Annotated in this window: 21 protein-coding genes; 6 read left to right on the top strand and 15 right to left on the bottom strand. The window is 75.6% G+C overall.

Annotated elements, in window-relative coordinates; translation table 11 throughout:
- The first annotated feature begins 31 nt into the window (after positions 1-31).
- Both MY520_RS24700 and MY520_RS24695 read left to right on the top strand, forming a co-directional pair.
- Positions 32-976, top strand: a complete 945-nt coding sequence (locus MY520_RS24700) for a PspC domain-containing protein (protein WP_436695340.1) — start codon at positions 32-34, stop codon at positions 974-976.
- Positions 969-1,268, top strand: coding sequence for a hypothetical protein (locus tag MY520_RS24695; RefSeq protein WP_436695339.1), 300 nt, complete (start codon positions 969-971; stop codon positions 1,266-1,268). Before MY520_RS24700 ends, MY520_RS24695 begins: the two co-directional genes overlap by 8 nt.
- A gap of 65 nt (positions 1,269-1,333) precedes the next feature.
- Here the strand turns inward: MY520_RS24695 and MY520_RS24690 are convergent, their stop codons facing one another.
- The 4 genes from MY520_RS24690 to guaB form a co-directional block, all read right to left on the bottom strand.
- Positions 1,334-1,918: a dienelactone hydrolase family protein gene (locus MY520_RS24690; RefSeq protein ID WP_436695338.1), complete on the bottom strand. Its 585-nt coding sequence runs from the start codon at positions 1,916-1,918 to the stop codon at positions 1,334-1,336.
- 116 nt (positions 1,919-2,034) lie between these two features.
- Entirely contained in the window at positions 2,035-3,597 is a 1,563-nt protein-coding gene (guaA, locus tag MY520_RS24685; RefSeq protein WP_436695337.1) for a glutamine-hydrolyzing GMP synthase, read from the bottom strand.
- Positions 3,597-4,736 carry a GuaB3 family IMP dehydrogenase-related protein gene (locus MY520_RS24680; protein WP_436695336.1) on the bottom strand — a complete coding sequence of 380 codons (1,140 nt, stop codon included), beginning with the start codon at positions 4,734-4,736 and terminating at the stop codon, positions 3,597-3,599. Before MY520_RS24680 ends, guaA begins: the two co-directional genes overlap by 1 nt.
- Positions 4,737-4,738: 2 nt before the next feature.
- Positions 4,739-6,244, bottom strand: a complete 1,506-nt coding sequence (guaB, locus tag MY520_RS24675) for an IMP dehydrogenase (protein WP_436695335.1) — start codon at positions 6,242-6,244, stop codon at positions 4,739-4,741.
- A gap of 198 nt (positions 6,245-6,442) precedes the next feature.
- Here guaB and MY520_RS24670 point away from each other — a divergent pair, with 198 nt between their 5' ends.
- Positions 6,443-6,844: a DUF5319 family protein gene (locus MY520_RS24670; RefSeq protein WP_436695334.1), complete on the top strand. Its 402-nt coding sequence runs from the start codon at positions 6,443-6,445 to the stop codon at positions 6,842-6,844.
- 135 nt (positions 6,845-6,979) lie between these two features.
- On the opposite strand, the gene MY520_RS24665 is transcribed toward MY520_RS24670, so the two are convergent.
- Positions 6,980-7,738: a response regulator transcription factor gene (locus MY520_RS24665; protein ID WP_436695333.1), complete on the bottom strand. Its 759-nt coding sequence runs from the start codon at positions 7,736-7,738 to the stop codon at positions 6,980-6,982.
- 338 nt (positions 7,739-8,076) lie between these two features.
- Here MY520_RS24665 and MY520_RS24660 point away from each other — a divergent pair, with 338 nt between their 5' ends.
- On the top strand, positions 8,077-8,376 hold the full coding sequence (locus tag MY520_RS24660; RefSeq protein WP_436695332.1) for a WhiB family transcriptional regulator: 300 nt from the start codon (positions 8,077-8,079) through the stop codon (positions 8,374-8,376).
- A gap of 157 nt (positions 8,377-8,533) precedes the next feature.
- Here MY520_RS24660 and groL read toward each other — a convergent pair whose 3' ends face one another.
- Both groL and groES read right to left on the bottom strand, forming a co-directional pair.
- Complete coding sequence (gene groL, locus MY520_RS24655) at positions 8,534-10,177, bottom strand: chaperonin GroEL (protein ID WP_436695331.1); 1,644 nt, start codon at positions 10,175-10,177, stop codon at positions 8,534-8,536.
- Between the two features lie 112 nt (positions 10,178-10,289).
- Entirely contained in the window at positions 10,290-10,598 is a 309-nt protein-coding gene (gene groES, locus MY520_RS24650; RefSeq protein WP_436695330.1) for a co-chaperone GroES, read from the bottom strand.
- Positions 10,599-10,769: 171 nt separating this feature from the next.
- On the opposite strand from groES, the gene MY520_RS24645 reads away from it, so the two are divergent.
- Positions 10,770-12,014: a THUMP-like domain-containing protein gene (locus MY520_RS24645; protein ID WP_436695329.1), complete on the top strand. Its 1,245-nt coding sequence runs from the start codon at positions 10,770-10,772 to the stop codon at positions 12,012-12,014.
- A gap of 24 nt (positions 12,015-12,038) precedes the next feature.
- Here MY520_RS24645 and tsaD read toward each other — a convergent pair whose 3' ends face one another.
- Genes tsaD through MY520_RS24620 form a run of 5 tightly spaced genes read right to left on the bottom strand, consistent with a single transcriptional unit; the run spans position 12,039 to position 15,252 of the window.
- A complete protein-coding gene (gene tsaD, locus MY520_RS24640) occupies positions 12,039-13,076 on the bottom strand; it encodes a tRNA (adenosine(37)-N6)-threonylcarbamoyltransferase complex transferase subunit TsaD (protein ID WP_436695328.1) in 1,038 nt (345 codons plus the stop codon).
- Positions 13,069-13,524, bottom strand: a complete 456-nt coding sequence (gene rimI, locus MY520_RS24635; RefSeq protein WP_436695327.1) for a ribosomal protein S18-alanine N-acetyltransferase — start codon at positions 13,522-13,524, stop codon at positions 13,069-13,071. The genes tsaD and rimI overlap by 8 nt, the downstream gene beginning before the upstream one ends.
- Entirely contained in the window at positions 13,521-14,159 is a 639-nt protein-coding gene (gene tsaB / locus MY520_RS24630) for a tRNA (adenosine(37)-N6)-threonylcarbamoyltransferase complex dimerization subunit type 1 TsaB (RefSeq protein ID WP_436695326.1), read from the bottom strand. Before tsaB ends, rimI begins: the two co-directional genes overlap by 4 nt.
- Before the next feature lie 11 nt (positions 14,160-14,170).
- Positions 14,171-14,626 carry a tRNA (adenosine(37)-N6)-threonylcarbamoyltransferase complex ATPase subunit type 1 TsaE gene (gene tsaE / locus MY520_RS24625; RefSeq protein ID WP_436695325.1) on the bottom strand — a complete coding sequence of 152 codons (456 nt, stop codon included), beginning with the start codon at positions 14,624-14,626 and terminating at the stop codon, positions 14,171-14,173.
- On the bottom strand, positions 14,623-15,252 hold the full coding sequence (locus tag MY520_RS24620) for a uracil-DNA glycosylase (protein WP_436695324.1): 630 nt from the start codon (positions 15,250-15,252) through the stop codon (positions 14,623-14,625). The genes tsaE and MY520_RS24620 overlap by 4 nt, the downstream gene beginning before the upstream one ends.
- 101 nt (positions 15,253-15,353) lie before the next feature.
- Here MY520_RS24620 and MY520_RS24615 point away from each other — a divergent pair, with 101 nt between their 5' ends.
- On the top strand, positions 15,354-16,010 hold the full coding sequence (locus MY520_RS24615; RefSeq protein WP_436695323.1) for a TIGR04222 domain-containing membrane protein: 657 nt from the start codon (positions 15,354-15,356) through the stop codon (positions 16,008-16,010).
- On the opposite strand, the gene MY520_RS24610 is transcribed toward MY520_RS24615, so the two are convergent.
- The 3 genes from MY520_RS24610 to MY520_RS24600 form a co-directional block, all read right to left on the bottom strand.
- Entirely contained in the window at positions 16,011-17,186 is a 1,176-nt protein-coding gene (locus MY520_RS24610) for an alpha/beta fold hydrolase (RefSeq protein ID WP_436695322.1), read from the bottom strand. It abuts the gene before it with no gap.
- On the bottom strand, positions 17,186-18,322 hold the full coding sequence (gene alr, locus MY520_RS24605; RefSeq protein WP_436695321.1) for an alanine racemase: 1,137 nt from the start codon (positions 18,320-18,322) through the stop codon (positions 17,186-17,188). Before alr ends, MY520_RS24610 begins: the two co-directional genes overlap by 1 nt.
- A 73-nt stretch (positions 18,323-18,395) precedes the next feature.
- Positions 18,396-19,579, bottom strand: a 1,184-nt coding sequence (locus MY520_RS24600; RefSeq protein WP_436695320.1) for an NAD(P)H-hydrate dehydratase, incomplete at its 5' end; no start/stop codon positions are given.

Here is a 19,579-nt window from a genome sequence, read left to right as displayed (position 1 = left end):
GAGGCGCCCGTCGCGTCGCAGGCTCTGTGGCATGACGTCCGTACCCCCTCCTCGCCCCGCACCACCCGCTCCCCCACCGCTCGACCCGCCGGCCGCCGAGTACGCGTTCCCGCCCGGCCCGCAGGTCCGCCCGCCGCTGCGACGAAGCGGCACCGACAAGGTCATCGGCGGCGTCTCCGGCGGCCTGGCCGAGTACACCGGCATCGACGCGCTGCTGTGGCGGGTCGGCTTCGTCGCCCTGGCCCTCGCCGGCCCGGGCATCCCCGTCTACCTGCTGCTGTGGATCTTCATGTCGGCCGGCTCGGGCGGCGGCATCGGGGCGTCCCGCGCCGGCCGCGTCAAGGCGCCGGCCGGCCCGCGCTCCCCGGTGCCGGGGATCACGGTGGCCGGGCTGCTGATCGTCGTCGGGACGATGGTGCTGATCAGCCGGTTCACCGACTGGTCCGTCGCCCCGCGGTTCGTGCTCGGCTCGGCCCTGCTGGTGGTCGGTCTCGGCCTGGTGGCCGCGGCCTTCTCCGGTGGACGGCGGGCCAAGGGCGGCCTGATCGCCCTCGGCGCCCTCCTCTCCGTCGCGCTCATCGCGGTGACCGCCGAGCCGTGGCGGAACATCGAGGGCGGCGTCGGTGACCGCACGTACCACCCGACGACCGCCGACGCCGTCCGGCCGGTGTACAGCGGAGGCGTCGGGGACGTGGTCCTCGACCTCTCCGACATCGACCTGAGCGACCTGGACGGCGCGATCACCACCCGGCTCGACGCCGGCGTGGGGGACGTCGAGATCCGGGTCCCCCGCTCGGCCGACGTCCGGGTAGAGGCGAACAGCGGCATCGGCAGCATCGAGGTCTTCGGCGACCGGACCTCCGACGGCGGCCTGTTCCCCGGACAGGGCTCCGCGGCCTGGACCGGTGACGACGACCCCGAGATCGTCCTGGACATCGACGCCGGCATCGGCGACGTGGAGGTGACCCGTGCCTGACTACAGCGAGTTCCCGACGACGCCCACCGCCTGGCAGGAGCAGGCCTGGCAGGACGTGGCCCCGCTGGCCCTCGAGGACCCGGCTCCGCCGCCGCCCCAGCGCCGCGGTGTCGACCTCACCGCCCTGGTCCCCGGACTGGCGTTCTGCATCCTGGCCATCGTCCTGATGGCCGGTGCGGTGGTCCCGTTCGGCCTGGTGGCCGAGGGTGGCCTGCTGTGGCTGCTGCTCATCGGGGCCGGCGTGGCCCTGCTGCTCAGCGAGGTCCGGAAGGCCCGCCGCCGGAGGGGCTGAGCCCCGCGGGGGCGGACGGGTGGAGGGCCCGGGGAGCACATCGCTCCCCGGGCCCTCCGGCGTCCTCAGCCGGCGACGCGGGCGCAGAAGGCCAGCGCCCGCTCCCAGAACACCTCGGTGGCGGCCGCGTCGTGCTCGCCGGGCAGGCTGGGATCGGTGAACAGGTGCCCGGCGACGGGGTGCTCGACGAACTCGACCTCCGCGCCGCTGCTCCGCACGTCGGCGAGGAAGCCGTCGACCCACTCCTGGACGCGGTGCGGGTCCCGCTCGCCGTAGTGCAGCTGGACGGGCACCCCCGCCGGCCAGGCGCCGGCGCCGAGCACCGCCACCGGCAGCGCGCCGGACACGAGCAGCGCCCCGGCGCAGCGCCGCTGCGTGGCGACGTACTCGGCCATCCCGGCGCCGTTGGAGAACCCGGCCGCGACGAAGCCGTCGGGCAGCTCCCCGACCGCGTCCAGTGCCAGCTGCATGAGCGCCGGGAAGCCGACCGCGTCGACGTGCGCGCCGGCCTCCGCGTAGTCGTCGAACACCCGGCCGCCGTACTGGTCGACGACGAGCACCTCGTGCCCGGCGGCCCGCAGCCGGGCGGCGGCGTCGGTGATCCCCGGGCGGACGCCGAGGACGGAGTGGAAGAGCGCGATCGAGGCCATGCCGCCAGCCTGGCCCAGCCCACTGACATCCAGACCTGCGAACCGGGGGCCATCAGCCTCTGATCGCCACGACTGCGCAGGTCTCGGCGCCCCGCCCAGGCCGGGTCAGACCGGGCTCACTCCCACTCGATGGTGCCCGGCGGCTTGCTGGTGACGTCGAGGACGACGCGGTTGACCTCGCGCACCTCGTTGGTGATCCGCGTGGAGATGCGGGCCAGCACGTCGTAGGGCAGCCGGGTCCAGTCGGCGGTCATCGCGTCCTCGCTGGACACCGGCCGCAGCACGATCGGGTGCCCGTAGGTCCGCCCGTCGCCCTGGACACCCACCGACCGGACGTCGGCCAGCAGCACGACCGGGCACTGCCAGATCTCGCGGTCCAGGCCGGCGGCGGTCAGCTCGGCGCGGGCGATCGCGTCGGCCTGCCGGAGCACGTCGAGGCGCTCCTGGGTGACCTCGCCGACGATGCGGATGCCCAGCCCCGGACCCGGGAACGGCTGCCGCCACACCAGCGACTCGGGCAGCCCGAGCTGCAGGCCGACCTCGCGCACCTCGTCCTTGAACAGGGTCCGCAGCGGCTCGACGAGGGTGAAGGTCAGGTCCTCGGGCAGCCCGCCGACGTTGTGGTGGCTCTTGATGTTCGCCGTCCCGGTGCCGCCGCCGGACTCGACGACGTCGGGGTACAGCGTGCCCTGCACGAGGAAGTCGACGGCCTCGCCGTGCGCCTGGGCGTCGTGGACGACGTCGAGCGCGGCCTGCTCGAAGACGCGGATGAACTCCCGGCCGATGATCTTCCGCTTCTGCTCCGGGTCGCTCACCCCGGCCAGCGCGGACAGGAACTGCTCGCGGGCGTCGACCACGCGCAGGTCGGCGCCGGTGACCGCGACGAAGTCCCGCTCGATCTGCTCGGTCTCGCCCGCCCGCATGAGGCCGTGGTCGACGTAGACGCAGGTCAGCCGGTCGCCGATGGCCCGCTGCACGAGCGCGGCGGCGACGGCGGAGTCGACCCCGCCCGACAGCGCGCACAGCGCCCGCCGGTCGCCGACCTGGGCCCGGATCCGCTCGACCTGCTCCTCGACGACGTTGGCCATCGTCCAGGTGGGCTCGAGGCCGGCGATGTCGAAGAGGAAGTGCTCGAGCACCGTCTGGCCGTGCGCGGTGTGCCGCACCTCGGGGTGGAACTGGACCCCGGCCAGCTTGCGGTCGACGTCCTCGAAGGCCGCGACCGGCGCCCCGGTGGAGGTGGCGGTGACGGTGAAGCCGGGCGGGGCGGTGCTGACGGCGTCCCCGTGGCTCATCCACACCGACTGCTCGACCGGCAGCGACCCGAACAGCCTGGCCTGCGTGGTGACCGTGAGCGGGGTGCCGCCGTACTCGCGGTCGCCGGTGTGCGCGACCGTCCCGCCCAGGCTCTGCGCCATCGCCTGGAAGCCGTAGCAGATGCCGAACGCCGGCACCCCGGCCTCGAACAGGGTCGGGTCGACCTGCGGGGCACCCTCGGCGTAGACGCTGGACGGCCCGCCGGAGAGCACGATCGCGGCCGGCTTGCGGGCGACGATCTCCTCGGCCGGGACGTCGGAGGGCACGATCTCGGAGTACACGCCGGCCTCGCGGATCCGCCGGGCGATCAGCTGCGCGTACTGGGCGCCGAAGTCGACGACGAGCACGGTCGGGAAGTCCATCAGCCGGCGCCGTTCCCGCCGATGACGAGGTCGACCCGCTGGAACTCCTTGAGGTCGCGGTAGCCGGTCTTGGCCATGGTGCGCGCCAGCGCGCCGAACAGGTTGGTGCGGCCGTCCGCCGTCTCCGCCGGGCCCAGGAGCACCTGCTCCAGCGACCCGTTCGGGGCCACCGGCGCGGACGTGCCGCCGCGCGGCAGACGCGGGTGGGCGGCCACGGAGTCCCACCAGATGCCGCCCCCGGGCGCCTCGGCCGCGGTGCGCAGCGGCTCGCCGAGCTGGACGGCGTCCGCGCCGCAGGCCAGCGCTCGGGCGATGGCGCCGCTCGTCTCGATCCGGCCGTTGGCGATCACGTGCACGTACCGGCCGCCGGTCTCGTCCAGGTAGTCGCGGCGGGCGGCGGCCGCGTCGACGATCGCGCTGGCCAGCGGCACCCGCACGCCCATGACGGCGTCGCCGGTCGAGAAGCTGTCCGCGCCCACGCCGACGATCACGCCGGCCGCGCCGGTGCGCATGAGGTGCAACGCGGTCTGGTAGTTGGCCGCGCCGCCGACGATCACCGGCACGTCGAGGTCGGCGATGAACTCCTTGAGGTTGAGCGCGTCCCCCTGGCTGGTGACGTGCTCGGCGGAGACGATCGTGCCCTGGATGACCAGCAGGTCCACCCCGGCCGCCAGCACCGTGGGCGCCAGCTGCACGGTGTGCTGCGGCGAGACGCGCACCGCGGTGGTGACGCCGGCGTCGCGCATCTCCTTGATGCGGGCGGTGATCAGGTCCGGCTTCACCGGCTCGCAGTAGATCTCCTGCAGCAGCGACACGGGCGGGGCGACCTCGCCGGCCGCCTCGCGCAGCTGCCGGTAGGCCGGCATCGGGTCGTCGTAGCGGGTCCACAGGCCCTCGGCGTTGAGCACGCCGAGGCCGCCGGCCTGCCCGACGGCGATCGCGGTCGCGGGGCTGACCACGGCGTCCGAGGGGCTGGTCACCAGGGGGATGTCGAACCGGAAGGCGTCGATCTGCCAGGCCGTCGAGACGTCGTCGACGTCCCGCGTGCGCCGGGACGGCACGATCGAGACCTCGTCGAGGTCGTAGCCGCGGCGGGCGAAGCGGTTGAGCCCGATCTCGACGGTGTCACGCGTGGGCATGCTCAGCGCCCCCTGTAGTTCGGTGCTTCCACCGTCATCTGGATGTCGTGCGGGTGGCTCTCCACGAGCCCGGCCGAGGTGATGCGGGTCAGCTGGCCGCGGTCCTGCAGGTCCTCGACGGTCGACGCACCGGCGTAGCCCATCGAGGCCCGCAGCCCGCCGACCAGCTGGTGCGCCACGCCGGCCAGCGGGCCGCGGTAGGGCACCTGACCCTCGATGCCCTCGGGGACGAGCTTGTCGTCGGAGAGGACGTCGTCGGCGAAGTAGCGGTCCCGGCTGTAGGACTGGTTGCCGCGCTTCTGCATCGCGCCCAGCGACCCCATGCCGCGGTAGGTCTTGTACTGCTTGCCGTTGACGAAGACCAGCTCGCCGGGGGCCTCCTCGACGCCGGCGAACAGGCCGCCGATCATCACCGTGGACGCGCCGGCGACCAGGGCCTTGGCGATGTCGCCGGAGTACTGCAGGCCGCCGTCGGCGATCACCGGGATGCCGGCCGGCCGCGCCGCCAGCGCCGCCTCGTAGATGGCGGTGACCTGGGGGACGCCGACACCGGCGACCACCCGCGTGGTGCAGATCGAGCCCGGGCCGACACCGACCTTCACCGCGTCCGCCCCGGCGTCGACCAGCGCCTGCGCGCCGGCCCGCGTGGCGACGTTGCCGCCGACCACCTGGACGCCGAAGTCGGCCTTGACCCGCGTGACCATCTCCAGCACCGCGCGCTGGTGGCCGTGCGCGGTGTCGACGACGAGCACGTCGACCCCGGCGTCGACCAGGAGCCCGGCCCGCTTGTAGGCGTCCTCGCCCACGCCGAGCGCGGCGCCGACGACCAGCCGGCCGTCGGCGTCCTTGGTCGCGTTCGGGTACTGGTCGCGCTTGACGAAGTCCTTGACGGTGATCAGCCCGCGCAGCCGGCCCGCGTCGTCGACCAGCGGCAACTTCTCCACCTTGTGCTTCGACAGCAGCCGCAGGGCGGTGTCGGCGTCCACGCCGACCGGGGCAGTGATCAGCGGCATCGGCGTCATCACGTCGCGGACCAGCACCGACTGGTCGGTCTCGAACCGCATGTCGCGGTTGGTGACGATGCCCAGCAGGACGCCGTCGGCGTCGACCACGGGCGCGCCGGAGATGCGGTAGCGGGCGGAGAGCGCGTCCACCTCGGCGAGGGTGTTGTCCGGCGAGCAGGTCACCGGGTTGGTGACCATGCCGGCCTCGGAGCGCTTGACCAGGTCGACCTGGCCGGCCTGCTCCTCGGCGGCGAGGTTGCGGTGCAGGACCCCCACGCCGCCGACACGGGCCATGGCGATCGCCATGCGCGCCTCGGTCACCGTGTCCATCGCGCTGGACACCAGCGGCACGGCCAGCCGGATGCCCCTGGTCAGCTGGCTGCTGGTGTCCACCTCGGCCGGGACGACGTCGGACTCACCGGGGATGAGCAGGACGTCGTCGTAGGTCAGGCCGAGCGGCGCGAACTTCGCCGGCAGCTCGGGGACGAACTGGTCGGGCTGCATGGATGCCGCCACCCCTCCGGATCGGCCGGCACCCTCCTGGGCGCGCGGGGAGCCGACGTCGATCGTAGGCGGCGACGTCCGGGGCTCGATGTGATCCCCGTCAGGCCACTACCGTGGGGACCGCGCGCGGGCGGGCGAGCCCGCGCAGAGGCACAGCAACCTGGTGAACGCACCGACGAGCGCCAGCGAGGAGGCAGCGTGAACCCGTTCGACGACACGGCCGGCCCCGACTTCGGGCCCGCCGACCAGCCGGGGCCCCCGCCGCTGACCATGGAGGAACGGGCCGGCGTGCTGGACGACCTCGCCGAGCTGGAGGTCTTCCGGACGCTGCTGGAGCCGACCGGCATCAAGGGCATCGTCGTCGACTGCCCCGACTGCGACGAGGAGCACCACGTCGACTGGGCCCTGATGCAGGCCAACCTGCGCCAGCTCCTGGAGGAGGGCCAGACCGGCCGGCACGAGCCCCCGTTCGACCCCGACCCCGACGACTACGTCAGCTGGGACTACGCCAGCGGGTACGCCGACGGGATCGCCGCGATGGCCGACCGCGAGGAGCCCGGTGGCGAGGGCCGCGGCGGGAAGCACGCCCGCGAGGACTGAGGAGAGGGGCCCCGCTGCCCCCGCCCCTCGCACGCTCGGGGCGGGCCCCTGCAGCGGGGCCGGAACAGGTTGAGGGCCCCCTCCCGGTGACCGGGAGAGGGCCCTCGTCGTCGTGGCGCTACGACCGTCGTGGCGCTACGACATCATGCCGCGGCGGAAGCCGGTGGCCACCGCCTCGGCGCGGTCCTTGGCCCCGAGCTTGCGGAACAGCCGGCGGGCGTGGGTCTTGATGGTGTCCTCGGACAGGTAGAGCTCCCGGCCGATCTGGGCGTTGCTCTTGCCCTGGCTCATGCCGGTGAGCACCTGCATCTCCCGCATCGACAGGCTGACCTGAGCGGCCTCGCGGACCGTCGAGCGCACCGTCGTCGGGGCGGCTCCGGCCAGCGCGGTGGCGCCGTTCCAGGACGGCACCATGCCCGCCGAGGCGGAGGCGCCGACCGAGGCCAGCGGCACCGGCTGGTGCGGGATCGCCGGCGCGGGACCCCGGCCGTCGACGCGCAGGCCGACGCGGGACAGGCCCAGACCCATCTCCAGGGCGCTGGCGTCCCACCGCAGGTACCCGCGGGCACCGACGGAGACCGCCGCGCGGACGGTCTCGGCGTCGTCGGGCGCACCGAGCACCAGGACGGGCAGCCGGGGGTGGGCCCGCAGCGCCTGGGTGGCGACCGTCAGCCCGGAGTCCATGGCCCGCTGGGTGCCGATGAGGAGCACGTCGGGCATCCGCGTGGCCAGCCGGGACATGAGGGCCGCGGCGTCGCCGACGACCTCCACGCGGCCGACGAACGGCAGCGCCACCAGCCGGCCCGCGATGTCGTCGCGGACCCGACGCCGCTCGTCGTAGACCCACACGGTCGTCGTCCCGTGTCCGGGACCCCGCATCCTGTCGTCGATCACGCCTGCTCCTCGCTCTCCCGACCGCTCGTTGCCGGTCGGGTGCCACCGCCCGGATCCCCCGGCCGGGTGTCGCTCGGGCGGTCGATCCCCTGCCCGGGGTCCCCCGCCGTCGCCGTGGCTGTGCCGGGCTCTGGCGGGTGTCCCACGCCGGAGGTCGGCACGCCCTGCAGTCACCTTGATCGACTACAGGTGGTGTGGACAGCCGCTCTCACCCAGCGGGGGGAGACGACATCCGAGAAAATGCGGGGTCACGGTGTGTTTGACCCGCGGAGGCCTCGGGCACCGGCCCCTTGCAGCCGGACCGCCCCCTCCGGCTCGCACCGAGCCGAGGAGGACGAATGGCCGACATCCGCCGCCTGCCCACGCCCGTTGCCGAAGTCTGGGACTGGCAGCTGCACGGATCCTGCCGTGGCGAGAGCACGGCGCTGTTCTTCCACCCCGACGGTGAGCGCGGTCCCGCCCGGGCCCGTCGTCAGGCGGCCGCCAAGGCCGTGTGCGCCCGCTGCCCCGTCATCGACGCCTGCCTCAAGCACGCGCTGTCGGTCCGCGAGCCCTACGGGGTGTGGGGCGGGATGAGCGAGGAGGAGCGGGCCCGGCTGATCGCCGCGGAGCCCGCCGCCGTCGCCGCGGGGGTCTGACGCCCACCAGAGACGCCGAGAGGGCCGGTCCAGCGACTGCTGGACCGGCCCTCTCTCGTGTCTGCGTCGACGCCGCCTCAGGTGTTGATCATCGGCACGTGGTCGCGCGACGCGGCGGAGCGCGCCGCCACGTGCCGATGATCAACACCGGTCGCGCTCAGTGGCTGTGCCCGTGGCCGTGCGAGTGGCCGTGCGTGTGGTGCCCGGCGCCGGCGTGGTCGTGCTCCTCCTCAGGAGCCTCGACGACGGCGGAGTCGGTGGTGAGCACCATCGCGGCGATCGAGACGGCGTTGCCGAGCGCGGCCTTGGTGACCTTGACCGGGTCGATGACGCCCTGGGCGGCCAGGTCGCCGTACTCGCCGGTGGCGGCGTTGAAGCCGGAGCCCTTCCCGGCGTCGCGGACCTTGCTCACCACGACCTGGCCCTCGAAGCCGGCGTTGCCGGCGATGCGGGCCAGCGGGGCGTCCAGCGCCCGCCGGACGACCTGGGCCCCGGTCAGCTCGTCACCGGTGAGGTCCAGGGCGTCGATCGCGGTGGCCGCGTGCACCAGCGCCGAGCCGCCACCGGGGACGACGCCCTCCTCCACCGCGGCGCGGGTGGCGGCGATGGCGTCCTCGATCCGGTGCTTCTTCTCCTTCATCTCGACCTCGGTGGCCGCCCCGACGCGGATGACGCCGATGCCGCCGGCCAGCTTGGCCAGCCGCTCCTGCAGCTTCTCGCGGTCCCAGTCGGAGTCGGTCGCGTCGATCTCGCGGCGGATCTGGGCCACGCGGTCGCCGATGCCCTCGGAGGTGCCGCCGCCGTCGACGATCGTGGTGTTGTCCTTGTCGACGGTGACCCGCCGGGCGGTGCCCAGGACCTCGAGGCCGACCTGGTCGAGCTTCAGGCCGACGTCCTCGCTGACCACCTGGCCGCCGGTGACGACGGCGAGGTCGGTCATGAAGGCCTTGCGCCGGTCGCCGAAGTACGGCGACTTCACCGCGACGACCTTGATCGTCTTGCGGATGGAGTTGACGACCAGGGTCGACAGCGCCTCACCCTCGACGTCCTCGGCGACGATCAGCAGCGGGCGGCTGCCGGTGGAGAGGATCTTCTCCAGCAGCGGGAGCAGGTCGGCCAGGGCGCTGACCTTGCCGCTGACCAGGAGCACGAGAGCGTCCTCGAGGACGGCCTCCATGGCCTCCTGGTCGGTGACGAAGTACGGCGACAGGTAGCCCTTGTCGAACTGCACGCCCTCGGTCACCTCGAGGTCGGTGGAGAGGGTGTTGCTCTCCTCGACGGTGATGACGCCGTCCTTGCCGACCTTCTCCATCGCCTCGCCGATCAGCTGACCGACCTCGGCGTCCTGCGCGGAGATCGTCGCGACCTCGGCGATGGACTGCTGGTCGGAGACCGGGATGGCGACCTCGTCGAGCGCCGCGGAGACGGCGTCGGCGGCGGCGCGCATGCCGGCGCCGAGGGCCGTCGGGCTGGCGCCGGCCGCGACGTTGCGCATGCCCTCGTGCACCAGCGCCTGGGCCAGGACGGTCGCGGTGGTGGTGCCGTCGCCGGCGACGTCGTTGGTCTTGGTGGCGACGTTCTTGGCCAGCTGGGCGCCGAGGTTCTCGAACGGGTCGTCGAGCTCCACCTCGCGGGCGATGGTGACGCCGTCGTTGGTGATGGTGGGAGCGCCGAACTTCTTGTCGAGGACGACGTTGCGCCCACGCGGGCCGAGGGTGACCTTGACCGCGTCGGCCAGCTTGTCCACACCGCGCTCGAGCGCGCGGCGGGCGTCCTCGTTGAACTTGATGATCTTGGCCATGGGGCCCTTCCGATCAGGGTGCGGGGTCAGACGACGACCGCCCCGGGACCCGGTGAAATCGGGTCGCCGGGGCGGTCGAGGCGGAGCTGTTCAGCTCAGGGAGGCGGAGAGGTCACTTCTCCACGACGGCGAGCAGGTCGCGGGCGGAGAGCACGAGGTACTCCTCGCCGGCGTACTTGACCTCGGTGCCGCCGTACTTGGAGTAGATGACCACGTCGCCGACCTGGACGTCGAGCGGGACGCGGTTGCCGTTGTCGTCGACGCGGCCGGGGCCCACGGCCACGACCGTGCCCTCCTGCGGCTTCTCCTTGGCGGTGTCCGGGATGACCAGGCCGGAGGCGGTGGTGGTCTCGGCCTCGTTGGCCTGGACCACGACGCGGTCCTCCAGCGGCTTGATGGTGACCTTGGTAGCGGTCGTCACGTCGGTGACGCCCCCTTCGGTGTCGATCGGCTGGGTCGGGTGGAGCTGATGCTGTGGCACGGGATCCGGGCCTGCCGTCGCGGGGGTCAGGCACCTGCCCGTGTCGATTTGGCACTCTACCCACGAGAGTGCCAGCCGCTCAACCGGGGTCCCCCGAGCGGGGACCGAGCCGTGCGCCAGTCTGTCCCCGTGCCCGACGACGCGCTGGCCCAGCTCCGCTGGTTGCGCACCCCCGAGGGGGCCGCGGCCGCCGCCCGGGCCGCCGTCCTGCTGGCCGAGGGCAGCGACCTGCTGACCGGCCTGGCCCGGCTGCGCGCGGAGGTGGGCCCCGAGCACGCCGGCCCGGCCTGGGAGCTGGCCCGGCTGCGGGCGCGGGCGCGGCCGGCCTTCGGCGCCGACGCCGACGTCCTGTTCCTCACCGCGGACACCCTGGAGCAGGCCGGCCGCCCCGCGCTGGCTGCCCGGCGGGCACGCCGGCTGCTGGCGGACACCGCAGACGGGTGGGGCGTCGACAGCGTGGCCGACCTCGGCTGCGCGTCGGGCACCGACACGGTGGCGCTCGCGCGGGCCGGCGCCCGCGTGCTCGCCGTAGACCTGGACCCGCTGGCCCGCGAGCTCACCGCCGCCAACGCCGAGGTGCTGGGGCTGTCCGACCAGGTGTGGGTGGTCGCGGGCGACGCCGTCGAGCTGGTCGACGCCGCCCGCGGTGGCGAGGTGGCCGGGTGCGCCGGCGCCGTCCTCGACCCCGCACGCAGGGCCGGCGGACGGCGCCTCCTGGACCCCGACCGCTGGTCCCCGCCCTGGTCGACGGTGGCCGCGCTGCTCGACCGGGCGCCGCACGCCGTCGTCAAGGTGGCGCCCGGCCTGGACCACGACCGGGTGCCCACCGGGGTCGAGGCGGAGTGGGTGTCGGCCGGGGGCTCGATCGTCGAGGCGCTGCTGTGGGGGCGCGGCCGCTCGACGGCCTGGCGGCGGGCGTCGCTGGTGCGGGGCGACGAGGTGCTGGAGCTGACGGCGGACGCCGACCCCGGACCCGCTCCGGCCGGCCCGGTCCGCGGCTGGCTGCACGAGCCGGATCCCGCGGTGATCCGGTCGGGGCTGGTGTCGGTGGCCGCCGCCGAGCTCGACGCCACGCTGGTCGACCCGACGATCGCCTACCTGACCTCGGACGCGCCGGCCGGCTCCGCCTGGGTCTCCTCGTACCGGGTCGACGAGGTGCTGCCGTTCAACCTGAAGAAGCTCAAGGCGCTCCTGCGGACCCGGGGTGTCGGCCGGGTGGTGGTGAAGAAGCGCGGCTCGCCGATCGAGCCGGAGGCGCTGGTGCGGCAGCTGCGCGGACCCGGTGCGGGGTCGGCGGTCGTCGTCGTCACCCGGGTCGCCGGTGCCCCGACCGCCCTCGTCTGCGACCTCACCTGAGGGCCGAAGTGGCCACTTCGGCCCCTACCGGGTGACGACGTCGATCGGCAGGGAGCTGTCGGCGCCGACGTCCGGGGCGGACGGCGGCACGCCCGCCTCCACCAGCCGCGAGCCGAGCGCGGCGACCATCGCGCCGTTGTCCGTGCACAGCCGCGGGCTGGGCACCCGGAGCACGATGCCGGCCTCCGCGCAGCGCTCCTCCGCGAGCGCGCGCAGCCGCGAGTTGGCCGCCACCCCGCCGCCGAGCACCAGGTGGTCGACGCCGGAGTCCTGGCAGGCGCGGACGGCCTTCCTCGTCAGCACGTCCGCGACCGCCTCCTGGAACGAGGCCGCGACGTCGGCCACCGGGACCGGCTCCCCCGCCCGCTCCCGGACCTCCACCCAGCGGGCGACGGCGGTCTTCAGGCCGGAGAACGAGAAGTCGTAGGGCGCGTCCCGCGGACCGGTCAGCCCGCGCGGGAAGTCGATGGCGTGCGGGTCGCCGTCGCGGGCGGCCCGGTCGATGGGCGGGCCGCCGGGGAACGGCATGCCCAGCACGCGGGCGACCTTGTCGAAGGCCTCCCCCGCGGCGTCGTCGATGGTGCGGCCGAGCGACTGCACCTCGCGGGCGAGGTCGGGGACGAGCAGCAGCGAGCTGTGCCCGCCGGAGACCAGCAGCGCCAGCGACGGCTCGGCCAGCCGGCCGTGCTGCAGCTCGTCGACGGCGACGTGAGCGGCCAGGTGGTTGACCCCGTACAGCGGGACGCCGAGGGCCAGCGCGTAGGCCTTGGCCGCGGCCAGCCCGACCAGCAGCGCGCCGGTCAGCCCCGGACCGGCGGTCACCGCCACCGCGTCGACGTCGGAGGCCCGCACGCCTGCCTCGGCCAGCGCGCGGTGCACGGTCGGCACCATCGCCTCCAGGTGCGCCCGGGAGGCGATCTCCGGGACGACGCCGCCGAACCGCTCGTGCTCGGCCACGGAGGTGGCCAGCGCGTCCGACAGCAGCGTCTGCCCACGGACCAGCCCGACGCCGGTCTCGTCGCACGAGGTCTCGAACCCCAGGACCAACGGCTGGTCAGCCACGCACCCTCTCCCGCTTCATCACCACGGCGTCCGCGCCGCTGGGCTGGTAGTAGCCGCGCCGCCGGCCGATCTCGGCGAACCCGCGGCGCCGGTAGAGCCCCTGGGCCACCTCGTTGTCGGCGCGCACCTCCAGCAGCACCACCGGGCTCCCCCGCCGGTCGGCCTCGGCCAGCAGCGCGTCGAGCAGCCGGGCGCCGATCCCCTCGCCCTGCCGGTCGGTCGCCACCCCGATGGTGGCCACGTGCGCCTCGTCGTCGTAGGCGATCAGGCCCGCGTAGCCGACGACCCGGCCGTCGTCCTCGGCGACGAGGTAGTGCCGGGTGTCGGTGCGGGCCAGCTCGTCGCGGTACATCGCCGCCGTCCAGGTGTCCGGGGCGAACAGCTCCTCCTCCAGCGCCAGGACGGCGGTCAGGTCGGTCAGCCGCATCGGCCGCAGCCCCTCGCTCACGTCGTCGTCACCGGCTTGAACGACGTCGGCGGGACGGCGTCCGGGCGGCGCAGGTACAGCGGCACCAGCGGGCCGGCGGACGACGGGTCGGCCAGCTGGGCGGCGGCCGCGCGCAGCATCCCCGCCGTCGTCACCTCGGCCGGGGCGACCTCGACGCCGAGCCGCTCGGCGAAGCGCGGGTCGCCGACCACCGGGCCCTCGGCGGTCAGCTCCTCCGGCCGCGCCACCCCGGGGCCGCCCGTGCGCACGCCGTCGGCGCCGTAGGCGGCCCAGTAGACCTCCTTGCGCCGGGCGTCGGTGACCACCGTGCGGGCACCGGAGCCGACGGCGTCCAGCGAGCAGACGCCGAGGGCCGGGACGCCGCGGGCGTCGGCCAGCGCCGCCGCGGTGACCACGCCGACCCGCAGCCCGGTGAAGGGTCCCGGGCCCAGCCCGGTGACGACCGCGTCGAGCGCGGCGACCGTGGTCCCGGCCTCGGCGAGCACCTCGGCGACCGCGATGGTCAGCAGCTCGGCGTGCCGGTTCCCCGAGGGCACCGCCCGCTCGGCGAGCACCTCGACCGTACCCTCCGGCGACCGGCGCGCCAGGCCGGCGACGAGCGTCGGGGTGGCGGTGTCGAGAGCGAGGACGAGCACGACCGACGAGGTTACGCAGCGCCGTCCAGGCGCTGCTCCCAGCTCGGGCCGTGTGGCACGAGCAGCGCCGTCCGGACGTCGTCGTCGCGGCGGTCCAGCCGGACCTCGAGGTGCTCGTCGGCCAGTTGCTCGACCAGCCCCTGCCCCCACTCGACGACGGTGACGGAGTCGGCGACGGTCACGTCCAGGTCCAGGTCGTCGACGTCGGCCACGCTGCCCAGCCGGTAGGCGTCGACGTGCACCAGCGGCAGCCGGCCGCCCCGGTGCACGCGGGCGATGACGAACGTCGGCGAGGTCACCGGCTCCCGGACGCCGAGGGCCGCGCCGACGCCCTGGGTGAACGCGGTCTTGCCCGCGCCGAGCGGCCCGACCAGCACCACCAGGTCGCCCGGGCGCACCAGCTCGGCGAGTGCCGCGCCCAGCGCCCGGGTGTCCTCCGGGGAGGGCAGCAGGTGCTCCCGCCTCACGCCAGGCTCTCCGCGACCGCGGTGAGGTCGGCCAGCAGGCCCGCCCGCGGCGCGCCGTTGGGGCCGAACCGGATCGCCGCCGACGGGTGGTACGTCGCCCAGACGGCGCGGCCGTCCACCTCGTGCGGGCGCCCGCGGACCGCGGCCAGCACCGTCCGGGGGCCGAGGAACCACTTCGCCGACGACAGGCCGAGGGCGACCACCACCGGCGGGTCGAGCAGCTCCAGCTGGCGGCGCAGCCAGCCGCTGCACCGGGCCACCTCCGGGGCCTTCGGCGTCCGGTTGCCCGGCGGGCGGCACTTCACCACGTTGAGGACGGCGGCCGCACCGCGGTCGAGGCCGGCCTCGGCGAGCAGCTGGTCGAGCAGCGCGCCCGACCGCCCGACGAACGGCCGCCCCGTCTCGTCCTCGGTCGCCCCGGGGGCCTCGCCCACGAGCGCGAACCGGGGCCGGCCGGCCGCCGGCACGTCCCCGACGACCACGTGCTGCCGGCTCGCGGCCAGCTCGGGGCAGGCGACGCAGGGGCGCGCGGCCGCGGCCAGCGCCGGCCAGTCGGGCGCAGCGGCGGCGACGCGGGCGACCTCCTCGGCGGCGGCGTCGAACCGGGGCGGTCGGGGGGCGGCCACGGGGGCCACCCTACGAGCCGCCCACGGAGCGGCCCTTCCCCGCCCGGGCCGCCCGGTGGGACCGTTCCCCCGACGACCGCTGCACCGGGAGGTGGACGGCCATGACCGGGCCCCGCTCCGCGAGCGAGCTCGACCTGTACGAGGTCGCGTACCTCTCCGGCGGCCCGGCGCGGGTGGTGGACACCGCGCTGGTCGCCCTGGTGCTGGCCGGCCGGGTCCGCGCCCCCTCGCCGGGGCTGCTGGCCGCCGTCCGGCCCACCCGCCGGCACCCGGTGGAGGCGGCGGTGCTCGACGCGGTGGGGACGCACGGACACCGCTCGGTCGACACGATCCAGTGGCGTGCCACGGGCGACGACCGGCTGACCGCCGTCGGCGCGCGGCTCACCGAGGCCGGCCTGCTCCGCCGGGCCGCCGTCGCCCGGCTGCTGCACCCGGCGGCGGCAGCCGCCCCCACCCCGGCGGGCAGGCGGGTGCTCGCCGAGGCCGCGGGGGTGCTGGCCGGCCGTGGTCCCGCCGGCGAGGTGGCGCTGGGCGGGCGACAGGCCATGACCGACGCCGGGCTGCGCGAGCGGGTCTTCGAGCGGCTGGCCGCCGCGACCGAGCCGACCGGCACCGGGCTGCGCCGCCGGTTCGCGCCCGCACCCGCCGCCCCACCCGACGGACGGCTCGACCGGCACCAGAACGCCCACACCGGGTGGTACGCGCCCGGCGGGCCGGCCAACCCCGGCGGCACGTGGACGCCCTACGGCGGACTCTGATCAGCGGCCGGCGGCGGCCGGCAGCTCGGCGACCACCCGGCGCAGCAGCCCCGAGATCGCCGCGGTGACCACATCGGGCTGCTCGAGCAGCACCATGTGCCCGGCGTCGGGGACGACGACGTAGTCGCTGTCGGGCAGCCGCTCCACGATCGCCTCGCTGTGCTCGCCCGGGATGAGGGTGTCCCGGTCGCCGGTGAGCACCAGGGTCGGCACCGCGCGCAGCGGCTCGAGTGCGGCCGTGTGGTCCATGCCGGCCAGCGCCGGGTAGAACTCCGCGATCACCTCGACCGGCGTGCCGGCGATCATCGAGTCGACGTAGCGGCCCAGGGCGGGGTCGACGTCGGCGGAGGCGAACGACAGCGACCACGTGACGTGCGAGATCAGGTCGGCGGCCAGCCGGCGGGTGCGCTCGGCGAACGCCGGCCTCCGGCGCATCGTGAACGCCGCGACCGGGAAGAGCGCCGCCCGGACCCGGGTGAGCAGCTCCGGCATGCCGAAGTCGAGGTCGGCGAGGTTGCCGCTGGACGTGCTCAGCAGCGCGGCGCCGACGATCTTCGTGCCGAACAGCTCCGGCCGCAGCGCCGCCAGCGCCATGACCGTCATCCCGCCCATCGAGTGGCCGACGAGCACCACCGGCCCGCGCGGCGCCCGCGACTCGACGACCCGCGCCAGGTCGCGGCCCAGCTGCTCCATCGTCGAGTGCTCGGCCGGCCCGCGGCCGGAGGCGCCGTGGCCGCGCTGGTCGTAGAAGACCAGCCGGGCCGTGGGGCGCGAGCCGTTGGCCGTGGCGAGCTCCGCGCCCAGCGCCCGCCGCTGGAAGGTCCACGACGCCATCGAGAGCGTGTAGCCGTGCACGAAGACGACGGTCAGCGGCGCGTCGGCCGGGCCGACCTCCTCCACGTCGAGCAGCACGCCGTCGTCGGCCAGCACCAGCGCCGTCCGGTCGGCCGGCCGGGCCGCGGCGCCCAGCGGGTCGTCCTCGCGCAGCTCGGCGTCCGAGGCCCCGGCCGGCAGCCCGGCCGCCGACCCCAGCCGCTCGGCCCCCACCCGGCGGGCCGCGGCCCGGCTGACCGCGACGCCGACCGCGGTGCCCGCGGCGGCTAGGCCGAGGACGGCGCCGACGATCCCGACCCGGTGGTGGTGCCCGGTGCGCTTGGCGGGCTTGCGGGCCGCCATCAGACCGCCCCCGCCGAGCCGACGTGCCGGCGGACGAAGCGGCCCCCGATCCGGGTGACCAGCTCGTAGTGGATGGTGTCGACGGCGTCGGCCCACTGCTGCGCCGTCGGCTCGCCCCGGTCCCCCGGCCCCCACAGCAGGACCTCGTCGCCGGCCCGCACCTCGGCGTCCCCCACGTCGAGCACGAACTGGTCCATGCAGACCCGGCCGGCGATCGTCCACTGCGCCCCGGCGGCGAGGACGGGGGCGCGGTTCCCGGCCGCCCGCGGCACGCCGTCGGCGTAGCCGACCGGCACGAGGACGAGCGTGGTCTCGGCCTCCGGGAAGTAGGTGTGCCCGTAGGAGACGCCGACGCCGGCCGGCACCCGCTTGGTCAGCGCGACCGACGCCCGCACCGTCATCGCCGGGCGCAGCCCGTGGACCGCGGGGTCCCCGCCGAGCGGGTCGAGGCCGTAGATCGCGACGCCCGGCCGGACCATGTCGTACCAGGTCTCGGGCAGCGCGACGGTGGCCGCGGAGTTGGCCAGGTGCAGCCGGGCGTCGGTCAGCCCGGCCGCCCGCCCGATCGCGACCGCCTCCTCGAACACGCGGACCTGCGCGCCGATGGTCGGGTGCGTGGGGGCGTCGGCGTAGGCCATGTGGCTCCACAGCCCGACCACCTCGACCTCGCCGTCGGCCTGAGCGCGGGCCGCCGCGGCGACGAGGCCGGGCCAGTCGGCCTCGGTGGCCCCCTCGCGGGACAGCCCGGTGTCGGCGAACAGGTGGAGCTGGGCGGTGCGGCCGGTGGCACGGGCCGCCGCGACCACCTCGGCCAGGCCCCACTCCGCGTTGACCGACAGCTCGACGTCGGCGGTGAGCGCGGCGGCGTAGTCGGTGCCCGGCGTGTGCAGCCAGGCGAGCACCGGAGCGGTGACGCCGGCCGCGCGCAGCGCCAGCGCCTCCTCCAGGACCGCGACCCCCAGCGCGTCGGCGCCCCCCGCCAGCGCGGCCCGGGCGGCCGGCACCATGCCGTGCCCGTAGCCGTCGGCCTTGACCACGGCCATCAGCGGCCGGCCGACGCGTTCGCGCAGCGCGGCGGTGTTGGCGGCGATGGCGTCGAGATCGACCACCACCTCCGCGCGGGCTCGGTTCGTCACGTCCCCTCCTCGCGTGCGCTCGTCGGAGACGTGCCGGATCGTGCTGTGCCTCCGCGTGACCTCGCGAGCTCGGTCACGCCGTCGAGTCTCCCAGGCCGGCGGCCGGCTCCCCGTGCAGGCGGGCCAGCGTCGCAGGCAGCCGGCGCACCAGGTCGCCGGCGATCAGCGGCCCGCCCTCGGCCGCCACCTGCCCCGCCCGCCCGTGCACGTGCGCGGCGACCGCGGCCGCCTCCACGGCCGGCAGCCCGGTGGCCAGCAACGCCCCGCCGATGCCGGAGAGAACGTCGCCGGTGCCGGCCGTCGCCAGCCAGGGGGTGCCGGTGCCGTTGACGTAGGCGGTGCCGTCGGGGCCGGCGACCACGGTGGCGTCGCCCTTGAGCAGGACGACGGCACCCAGGTCGGCGGCCAGGCGGCGGGCCGCGGTGATCCGGTCGTCCCCGACCTCCTGACCGAACCGCGCGAACTCCCGGTCGTGCGGGGTGAGCACGGTCGGCGCGGTCCGGTCGCGCACCAGGGCGGGGTCCTGCGCCGCCATCGTCAGCGCGTCGGCGTCCACCAGCACCGGCAGGTCGGTGGCCAGCACCTCGGCCAGCACGCTGCGGGCGTCGTCGTCGGTGCCCATGCCGGGGCCGACCACCCATGCCTGCACCCGGCCGGCGTCGCTCGGCCGGCCCGCGGTCACGATCGTCTCCGGCCAGGCGGCCCGCACGCCGTCGGCCGCCGTCCCGGCGTAGCGGACCAGTCCCGGTCGGGTGCGCAGCGCCGCCCCCGTGCAGAGGACGGCGGCCCCCGGGTAGGTGGCGGAGCCCGCCACGACACCGACGACGCCCTGCGTGTACTTGTCGTCGCCCGCGTGCGGCGGCCGGATGTGGGCCGCGGCGTCGGCGTCGGTCAGCCGGTGCACCGAGGCGGCCGGCAGGTCCAGCCCGATGTCGACGAGGTGGACGGCGCCGGCGTACCCGCGGCCCTCCCCCACCACCAGGCCGGCCTTGACCGCGCCGAAGGTGACCGTGTGCTGGGCCGGGAACGCCGCGCCGGGGACCGCGCCCGTGCTCGCGTCCACGCCGCTCGGCACGTCCACGGCGACCATCAGGCCCGGGCCGGTCGCGGCCCGCTCCACCAGCGCCGCGGCCGCCGGGCGCAGGCCACCGGTGCCGCCGATGCCGACGATCCCGTCCAGGACGAGGTCGGCGCGGTCCAGCCCGGTCGGCGCGCCCGGCGCGGTGACCCGGCCGCCGGCGGCGCGCAGGGCCGCCA

This window comes from Geodermatophilus sp. CPCC 205506 (assembly GCF_051383635.1).
In the GTDB taxonomy this organism is placed as follows: domain Bacteria; phylum Actinomycetota; class Actinomycetes; order Mycobacteriales; family Geodermatophilaceae; genus Geodermatophilus.
The sequence above is the reverse complement of the archived record's forward strand: the minus strand, read 5'-3'. Positions and strand labels throughout refer to the sequence as shown.

Coding starts and splice junctions, on each gene's coding strand:
- MY520_RS24610 (WP_436695322.1), bottom strand. CDS start 17,186: ATGGCGGCCCGCAAGCCCGCCAAGCGCACCGGGCACCACCACCGGGTC.
- guaA (WP_436695337.1), bottom strand. CDS start 3,597: ATGGACTTCCCGACCGTGCTCGTCGTCGACTTCGGCGCCCAGTACGCG.
- MY520_RS24660 (WP_436695332.1), top strand. CDS start 8,077: ATGGCCGACATCCGCCGCCTGCCCACGCCCGTTGCCGAAGTCTGGGAC.
- guaB (WP_436695335.1), bottom strand. CDS start 6,244: ATGCAGCCCGACCAGTTCGTCCCCGAGCTGCCGGCGAAGTTCGCGCCG.
- MY520_RS24680 (WP_436695336.1), bottom strand. CDS start 4,736: ATGCCCACGCGTGACACCGTCGAGATCGGGCTCAACCGCTTCGCCCGC.
- groL (WP_436695331.1), bottom strand. CDS start 10,177: ATGGCCAAGATCATCAAGTTCAACGAGGACGCCCGCCGCGCGCTCGAG.
- MY520_RS24690 (WP_436695338.1), bottom strand. CDS start 1,918: ATGGCCTCGATCGCGCTCTTCCACTCCGTCCTCGGCGTCCGCCCGGGG.
- MY520_RS24615 (WP_436695323.1), top strand. CDS start 15,354: ATGACCGGGCCCCGCTCCGCGAGCGAGCTCGACCTGTACGAGGTCGCG.
- MY520_RS24700 (WP_436695340.1), top strand. CDS start 32: ATGACGTCCGTACCCCCTCCTCGCCCCGCACCACCCGCTCCCCCACCG.